Annotated in this window: 7 protein-coding genes; all 7 read left to right on the plus strand. The window is 58.9% G+C overall.

From position 1 onward, the window contains the following. The first annotated feature begins 56 nt into the window (after nucleotides 1-56). The 7 genes from fliD to fliE all read left to right on the plus strand — a co-directional run bounded on the left by fliD (nucleotide 57) and on the right by fliE (nucleotide 7,142). A complete protein-coding gene (gene fliD / locus B7L09_RS25835; RefSeq protein WP_094471223.1) occupies nucleotides 57-1,484 on the plus strand; it encodes a flagellar filament capping protein FliD in 1,428 nt (475 codons plus the stop codon). A gap of 128 nt (nucleotides 1,485-1,612) precedes the next feature. Further along, complete coding sequence (fliS, locus tag B7L09_RS25840; RefSeq protein ID WP_094471224.1) at nucleotides 1,613-2,008, plus strand: flagellar export chaperone FliS; 396 nt, start codon at nucleotides 1,613-1,615, stop codon at nucleotides 2,006-2,008. A gap of 10 nt (nucleotides 2,009-2,018) precedes the next feature. Then, nucleotides 2,019-2,315, plus strand: coding sequence for a flagellar protein FliT (gene fliT / locus B7L09_RS25845; protein ID WP_094471225.1), 297 nt, complete (start codon nucleotides 2,019-2,021; stop codon nucleotides 2,313-2,315). Nucleotides 2,316-2,488: 173 nt separating this feature from the next. After that, nucleotides 2,489-3,964 carry a sigma-54 dependent transcriptional regulator gene (locus tag B7L09_RS25850; protein ID WP_094471226.1) on the plus strand — a complete coding sequence of 492 codons (1,476 nt, stop codon included), beginning with the start codon at nucleotides 2,489-2,491 and terminating at the stop codon, nucleotides 3,962-3,964. A 128-nt stretch (nucleotides 3,965-4,092) separates the two neighbouring features. Then, nucleotides 4,093-5,298, plus strand: a complete 1,206-nt coding sequence (locus B7L09_RS25855; RefSeq protein ID WP_176457770.1) for a sensor histidine kinase — start codon at nucleotides 4,093-4,095, stop codon at nucleotides 5,296-5,298. A gap of 5 nt (nucleotides 5,299-5,303) precedes the next feature. Then, the gene (locus B7L09_RS25860) at nucleotides 5,304-6,683 is read left to right on the plus strand and encodes a sigma-54-dependent transcriptional regulator (protein WP_094471228.1); all 1,380 of its coding nucleotides are present in this window, start codon (nucleotides 5,304-5,306) and stop codon (nucleotides 6,681-6,683) included. Between the two features lie 129 nt (nucleotides 6,684-6,812). Beyond that, on the plus strand, nucleotides 6,813-7,142 hold the full coding sequence (gene fliE, locus B7L09_RS25865; protein ID WP_010456962.1) for a flagellar hook-basal body complex protein FliE: 330 nt from the start codon (nucleotides 6,813-6,815) through the stop codon (nucleotides 7,140-7,142). Nucleotides 7,143-7,195: the final 53 nt, after the last annotated feature.

Below are 7,195 nucleotides of genomic sequence, written 5' to 3' on the forward strand. Positions count from 1 at the left end.
TTCTTTTGGGCGTTGTAGTGGTCAAAAGGCCGGCGACACACTGAAGGGAGTTACACATGGCAAGTCCAATTTTACCGGGCACGGGTTTAGGTTCAGGTCTTGATACCGGTGCTATCGTCAAAGCCTTGGTGAACGCTGACAAAGCGGCCAAACAAGGTCAGATCGACCGTGGGACCGCCACCAACTCGGCGAGTATTTCCGGGGTCGGTACCTTGAAGTCGCTGCTGGCCACATTCCAGACGGCGCTCAAGGATCTGGGTAGCGCGACATCCCCTCAGTTCACGGGTTTTGCAGCGACCACCGCCAACGCCAAAGTGGTTACCGCCACCGCAAATAACTCAGCGGTCGCCGGCACTTACACCGTCGCCGTCACTCAATTGGCAACCAGCTCGAAAGTGGCCAGTGCTGCCTTCGCCGGTGGGGCAACCAGCCCGGTCGCGTCAGGCACATTGACGATCAATCAGGGTAGCAAGTCCTATACCGTTAACGTTGCGGCGGGCGCCACCCTGCAACAGGTTCGTGACTCCATCAACACTTCGTACCAGTCCAGTGGCCTCAGTGCCAACATCGTGACCGACAGTTTCGGTTCGCGTCTGGTGTTGGGTTCCAGCACCACGGGTGCCGGATCCGAGCTCAAGGTCAGCGGTATTGCCGGCCTGGATATGGACGGTACCGTGAAAATGGCGGCAACGCCGACTGCGACTTCTTCGGGTGCCATCGGCGAATTGCCTGTGGATGCGCTCTACAGCGTCGATGGCTTGGCCATGAGCAGTCCTTCCAACACCGTGAGTAATGTTTCCGGGTTGTCGATGACCTTGCTGTCCAAGGACACCACCACCGTAACCGTCGCAGGCAACAACGATGGCCTCAAGGCTTCGATCCAGAAGTTTGTCGACGCCTACAACGCAGTGGCCAACGCAGTGACGTCCTTGACCAAGCCGTCCCTGGACGACGATGGCAAGCCGACCGTCCCGGCCGCGCTGACCGGTGATGCGATGCCGCGCGCGATTCTGGCTGCCATGCGTGGCCCCTTGACCGCGGCCGGTGCCGGCGACAAGCTGACTGTGCTCTCGCAATTGGGGATCAACACTGACCAGAAAACCGGCGCACTGAACTTCGACTCCGCCAAGTTCACCGCAGCCATGAATGACAAGAAGCTCGGTGGCGAGGTTCAGACCCTGTTTACCGGAACCAACGGTCTGCTCGAGCGCATGAACAATGTGATCAAGCCATACACCGATACTGTGATCAAGCCATACACCGATACCGGCGGAATTCTGGATACCCGCACCTCCAGCCTGAATAAGGCCAAAACCAAACTGGCCGAAGACCAAGGAGCCCTGGACCGCCGGATCGAGAACCTGACCGCTGTGCTGACCAAAAAGTACAACGACATGGATACACTCGTTGGCAAGTTGAAGGCGACCGCCAGCAACATTACTTCGATGTTTGAGGCGATGACTGCGCAGCAGAAGAACTCGTAACACGCACAACGCCAAAAGCCCGGCAGCGTTTTCAAGCGCTCCGGGCTTTTTTCATTTGAATCTAAAGTTTTTTGACGCGTCGTCGATACACTGGTTAGACGAACTACACAATTTTGATGAGGTACAACATGAATCCAATGTTAGCCCTTCGCCAATACAAGAAGATTGGCGCTCAAGCGCAAACTTCCGAAGCCAGCCCGCATCGTCTGGTTCAGATGCTGATGGAAGGCGGGCTTGACCGTATCGCCCAGGCAAAGGGCGCGATGGAACGCAAAGACATTCCGAACAAGGGCGTACTGATCGGCAAGGCCATCGGCATCATTGGTGGTTTGCGTGAAGGTCTGGACCTTGAGAACTCCGTCGAAACCGTAGGTGAACTGGACAACCTGTACACCTACATGATGAAGCGTCTGGCCGAGGCCAACATCAAGACCGATCCTGCAATTCTCGACGAAGTCGCTGATTTGCTTCGAACAGTCAAAGACGGTTGGGATGCTATTGCCGCGCCGGGCCCGCAGTTTTAAGGAGATCACCATGAGTCTTGTATTGCAGCGAATCGAGCACACCCGCGAAGCCCTGGTCGGCGCATTGGCCGAGCGAAACTGGGAGGCCATCGGTGAGTTGGACCTGGCGTGTCGTTCGTGCATGGAAGACGTCTTGAGTGAGGCTTCGGTGGACGAAGCTGCTCTGCGCGATAATCTTGAGGAGTTGCTGGGGGTATACAAGCAGCTTCTGGAAGCCGCGACGGGGGAGCGGCAAGCTATAGTCGACGAGATGTCGCAGATCCATCAAGCACAGAGCGCGGCAAAGGTTTACCATCTGTTTGGTTAATTAATCCTCAGTTAATCCAAACATAGTGCGCCATAAATTTGACTGTGCACGGTTTTTTGACTTAACTAGTGGCTGGTTCCAGATTTCAGGCGTCTACAGGCATAACGTGTCTGCAAGCGTCTAGCTTGCCCCATCATTTTGGGCATTGAGTTGACTAGGGAAGTTGCTATTGCATGTGGCGTGAAACCAAAATTCTGCTGATTGATGACGATAGCGTCCGCCGCCGCGATTTAGCGGTAATTTTGAATTTTCTTGGCGAAGAAAATTTGCCCTGCGGCAGCCATGANTGGCAGCAGGCTGTCGGCTCTTTGTCATCAAGTCGTGAAGTGATCTGTGTCCTCATCGGGACGGTCAATGCTCCTGGCGCACTTCCGGGCTTGTTAAAGACACTGTCGACCTGGGATGAGTTCCTTCCGGTGTTGCTGATGGGTGATATTTCTTCTGTGGACCTGCCGGAAGACCAGCGCCGCCGTGTGCTTTCCACCCTGGAAATGCCGCCCAGCTACAGCAAATTGCTCGACTCCCTGCACCGTGCCCAGGTCTATCGCGAGATGTACGACCAGGCCCGCGAGCGTGGCCGTCATCGNGAACCCAACCTGTTCCGCAGCCTTGTCGGCACCAGCCGGGCGATCCAGCACGTCCGTCAGATGATGCAGCAAGTGGCCGATACCGACGCCAGTGTTTTGATCCTCGGCGAGTCGGGCACTGGCAAGGAAGTGGTCGCGCGCAACCTGCACTATCACTCCAAGCGCCGCGACGGACCCTTTGTGCCGGTCAATTGCGGGGCGATCCCGGCAGAGCTGCTGGAAAGCGAATTGTTCGGCCACGAGAAGGGCGCNTTNACCGGGGCAATCACTAGCCGTGCCGGGCGTTTCGAGCTGGCTAATGGCGGTACGCTGTTCCTCGATGAAATCGGCGACATGCCGCTGCCGATGCAGGTCAAGCTNCTGCGTGTACTGCAGGAGCGCACCTTCGAGCGCGTGGGCAGCAACAAGACCCAGAGCGTCGACGTGCGCATCATCGCCGCTACGCACAAGAACCTCGAAAGCATGATCGAGGTCGGCAGCTTCCGCGAAGATTTGTACTACCGCCTCAATGTATTCCCAATCGAGATGGCTCCGCTGCGTGAGCGCGTAGAAGACATCCCGTTGCTGATGAACGAACTGATTTCGCGCATGGAGCACGAAAAGCGCGGCTCGATCCGCTTCAACTCCGCCGCGATCATGTCGCTGTGCCGTCACGGCTGGCCGGGCAACGTCCGTGAGCTGGCCAACCTGGTGGAGCGCATGGCGATCATGCACCCCTATGGCGTGATCGGCGTGGTCGAGTTACCGAAGAAATTCCGCTACGTCGATGACGAAGACGAGCAACTGGTGGACAGCCTGCGCACCGACCTCGAAGAGCGCGTCGCCATTAACGGCCACACGCCGGACTTCGGTTCCACCGCCATGCTGCCGCCGGAAGGCCTGGACCTGAAGGACTACCTCGGTAGCCTGGAGCAGGGCTTGATTCAGCAGGCGCTGGATGATGCCAATGGCATCGTGGCGCGTGCCGCAGAACGCCTGCGCATCCGTCGCACGACCCTGGTTGAGAAGATGCGCAAGTACGGTATGAGCCGTCGAGAAGGTGATGAACAGGCGGATGATTGACGCCTGTTTTTCAAGTGACTGAAAAATAAGTCTATTATTTTAGGCACGGGTATTGCTACAGCCCTCGCAACGTTCCGTTTAACTGACGGTCAGCCAAGCGAGAGAGCACGATGCCCCAAGCCGCCCAGATGTCTCCTGTCCCTGACGCTTCGGGGCAACCGTCGTCCGTAGAGCAGGCAAGCCGGCTTGGCCTTGAGCAGGCGTTCTCGCTGTTCAACCAGATGTCGAGCCAGTTGACCGACTCCTATAGCATGCTGGAAGCCCGGGTCACCGAGCTCAAGGGTGAGCTGGCGGTAGTCAGCGCTCAGCGCATGCAAGAGCTGGCGGAAAAGGAACGCCTGGCCAACCGTCTGCAAAACCTCCTCGATCTGTTGCCGGGCGGCGTCATCGTCATCGATGCCCAGGGCATTGTGCGTGAAGCCAACCCGGCGGCCTGCGAGTTGCTTGGTCTGCCCCTCGAAGGCGAGCTCTGGCGCCATGTCATTGCCCGCTGCTTTGCCCCCCGCGAAGACGACGGTCACGAAATCTCCCTCAAGGATGGTCGGCGTCTGTCGATCGCCACTCGCTCGCTGGATGCCGAGCCTGGGCAGTTGGTGTTGCTCAACGACCTGACTGAAACCCGTCATCTACAAGATCAACTGGCTCGCCACGAACGCCTGTCGTCTCTTGGGCGAATGGTCGCCTCGCTGGCCCATCAGATTCGTACACCGTTGTCCGCCGCCTTGCTCTACGCCAGTCATTTGACTGATGAGNAACTGCCGGTCGCCACGCAGCAACGTTTTGCCGGGCGCCTGAAAGAGCGATTGCATGAGCTGGAGCATCAGGTTCGTGACATGTTGGTGTTCGCGCGCGGCGAGCTGCCGTTGACCGACCGCGTCACGCCCAAGCAATTGATGCAGTCCCTGCAATCGGCGTCGCTGACTCATGTTCAGGACCTGCCGATTCGCTGGCAGTGCGACAGTCATGCCGGTGAGCTGCTGTGCAATCGCGACACCCTGATCGGCGCGATCCTCAATCTGATCGAGAACGCTATTCAGGCCAGTGCCGGTGCTGTCCGCTTGAAAGTGCATTTCTATGCCAGGGGAAACAACCTGCGCGTGTGCGTCAGTGACAGCGGCAGCGGCATCGACGGCAAAGTTCTGGCACGCCTGGGTGAGCCGTTTTTCACCACTAAAACCACTGGGACTGGCTTGGGCCTGACCGTGGTCAAGGCCGTGGCCCGTGCTCATCAGGGAGAATTGCAGTTGCGTTCGCGGCCGGGTCGTGGCACCTGCGCGCAGGTCATCCTGCCGCTTTTTTCCGGTGAACAGCCCAGCGCTCAGGGAGCGGAGTGAAGGACATGGCAATCAAGGTTTTGCTGGTCGAGGACGACCGCGCGCTACGCGAAGCACTGGCCGATACGCTGCTGCTCGCGGGGCACGATTACACGGCCGTCGGTTCAGCGGAAGAGGCGCTCGCGACGGTCGGCAACGAGGCCTTCAGTCTGGTGATCAGCGACGTCAATATGCCGGGCATGGACGGCCATCAACTGCTCGGTTTGCTGCGAGCGCGTCAGCCGCAGTTGCCGGTGTTGCTGATGACCGCTCACGGTGCCGTCGAGCGGGCCGTGGATGCCATGCGCCAGGGCGCGGCGGATTACCTGGTCAAGCCGTTCGAGCCCAAAGCCTTGCTCGACCTGGTGGCGCGGCACGCATTGGGCACGCTTGGCGCGACCGAGAGCGAAGGGCCGATCGCCTTCGAGCCGGCCAGCGTGCAATTGCTGGAACTGGCCGCGCGAGTTGCACGCAGCGATTCGACGGTATTGATCTCCGGTGAGTCCGGGACCGGTAAAGAAGTGTTGGCGCGCTACATCCATCAGCACTCCCATCGCGCCAGTCAGCCGTTCATTGCGATCAACTGCGCGGCCATCCCCGACAACATGCTCGAAGCCACCTTGTTCGGTCACGAGAAGGGCTCGTTCACCGGCGCCATTGCGGCCCAGGCCGGCAAGTTCGAACAGGCCGACGGCGGCACCATCCTGCTCGACGAAATCTCGGAAATGCCCCTGGGTCTGCAAGCCAAGCTGCTGCGGGTGTTGCAGGAGCGTGAAGTGGAGCGCGTCGGTGCGCGCAAGCCGATTCAGCTGGATATCCGCGTGGTCGCCACCACCAACCGTGACCTGTCCGGTGAAGTGGCGGCGGGGCGGTTCCGCGAAGACCTCTTTTATCGGTTGTCGGTATTTCCGTTGGCCTGGCGTCCGCTGCGCGAGCGTACCGCCGACATCCTGCCGCTGGCCGAGCGTCTGCTGGCAAAACACGTCAATAAAATGAAGCATGCCGCGGCGAAACTGTCGCCCGAGGCGCAGGCGTGCCTGATCGGTTATCCGTGGCCGGGCAACGTGCGTGAGCTGGATAACGCGATCCAGCGCGCCTTGATTCTGCAGCAAGGTGGTTTGATCCAGCCCCAGGATTTCTGCCTGTCCGGGCCGGTGGCTTGTGCGCCGTTGCCGGCGTTGGCGCCGGTGCGGGTTGTGGAGGTCGAGGCTGAATCGGCCGGGGCGTTGGGTGATGACCTGCGGCGCCGCGAATTCCAGATGATCATCGACACCCTGCGTGCCGAGCGCGGCCGCCGCAAAGAAGCGGCCGAACGCCTGGGCATCAGCCCGCGCACCTTGCGCTACAAGCTGGCGCAGATGCGCGATGCCGGGATGGATGTGGAAGCGTATTTGTTCGCGACTTGATTCGTTTGTATTGAAGCTCAGGAAGGGCTTTTGTTCAGAGCGGCCACGGAGCTGGCACCCTTGTTGCTAACACCTCACTACCCGCCGAGTGAGTGTCAAAAAATTGCGGGTCGTCGGAGAGAGAAGGTCATGAGCCAGGGTATTGAGTTCAATCGGTTGATGTTGGATATGCGTTCCATGCAAATGGATGCCATGTCTGCGCCTAAATCGACTGCCGCAGTTCCTGAACTGGGTGGCAGCAGCTTTTCCGACATGCTCGGTCAGGCTGTCAATAAAGTGAACGACACCCAGCAGGCGTCCAGTCAGTTGGCCAGTGCTTTCGAGATTGGCAAAAGTGGCGTAGACCTGACGGATGTGATGATTTCCTCGCAGAAGGCCAGCGTGTCTTTTCAAGCGTTGACCCAAGTGCGNAACAAGCTGGTTCAGGCTTATCAAGACATCATGCAGATGCCGGTTTAAGGACGAATTNAGTCATGGCAGAAGCAGTCGTGGANAACGTNCCGGCCAAGGCC

Origin of the sequence: Pseudomonas mandelii (genome assembly GCF_002251635.1) — a bacterium.
Lineage (GTDB): Bacteria > Pseudomonadota > Gammaproteobacteria > Pseudomonadales > Pseudomonadaceae > Aquipseudomonas > Aquipseudomonas mandelii_B.

Bases quoted from the DNA above. Each gene is read 5' to 3' on its own strand.
- fliD (WP_094471223.1), top strand. From the start codon at position 57: ATGGCAAGTCCAATTTTACCGGGCACGGGTTTAGGTTCAGGTCTTGAT.
- fliS (WP_094471224.1), top strand. From the start codon at position 1,613: ATGAATCCAATGTTAGCCCTTCGCCAATACAAGAAGATTGGCGCTCAA.
- fliT (WP_094471225.1), top strand. From the start codon at position 2,019: ATGAGTCTTGTATTGCAGCGAATCGAGCACACCCGCGAAGCCCTGGTC.
- B7L09_RS25860 (WP_094471228.1), top strand. From the start codon at position 5,304: ATGGCAATCAAGGTTTTGCTGGTCGAGGACGACCGCGCGCTACGCGAA.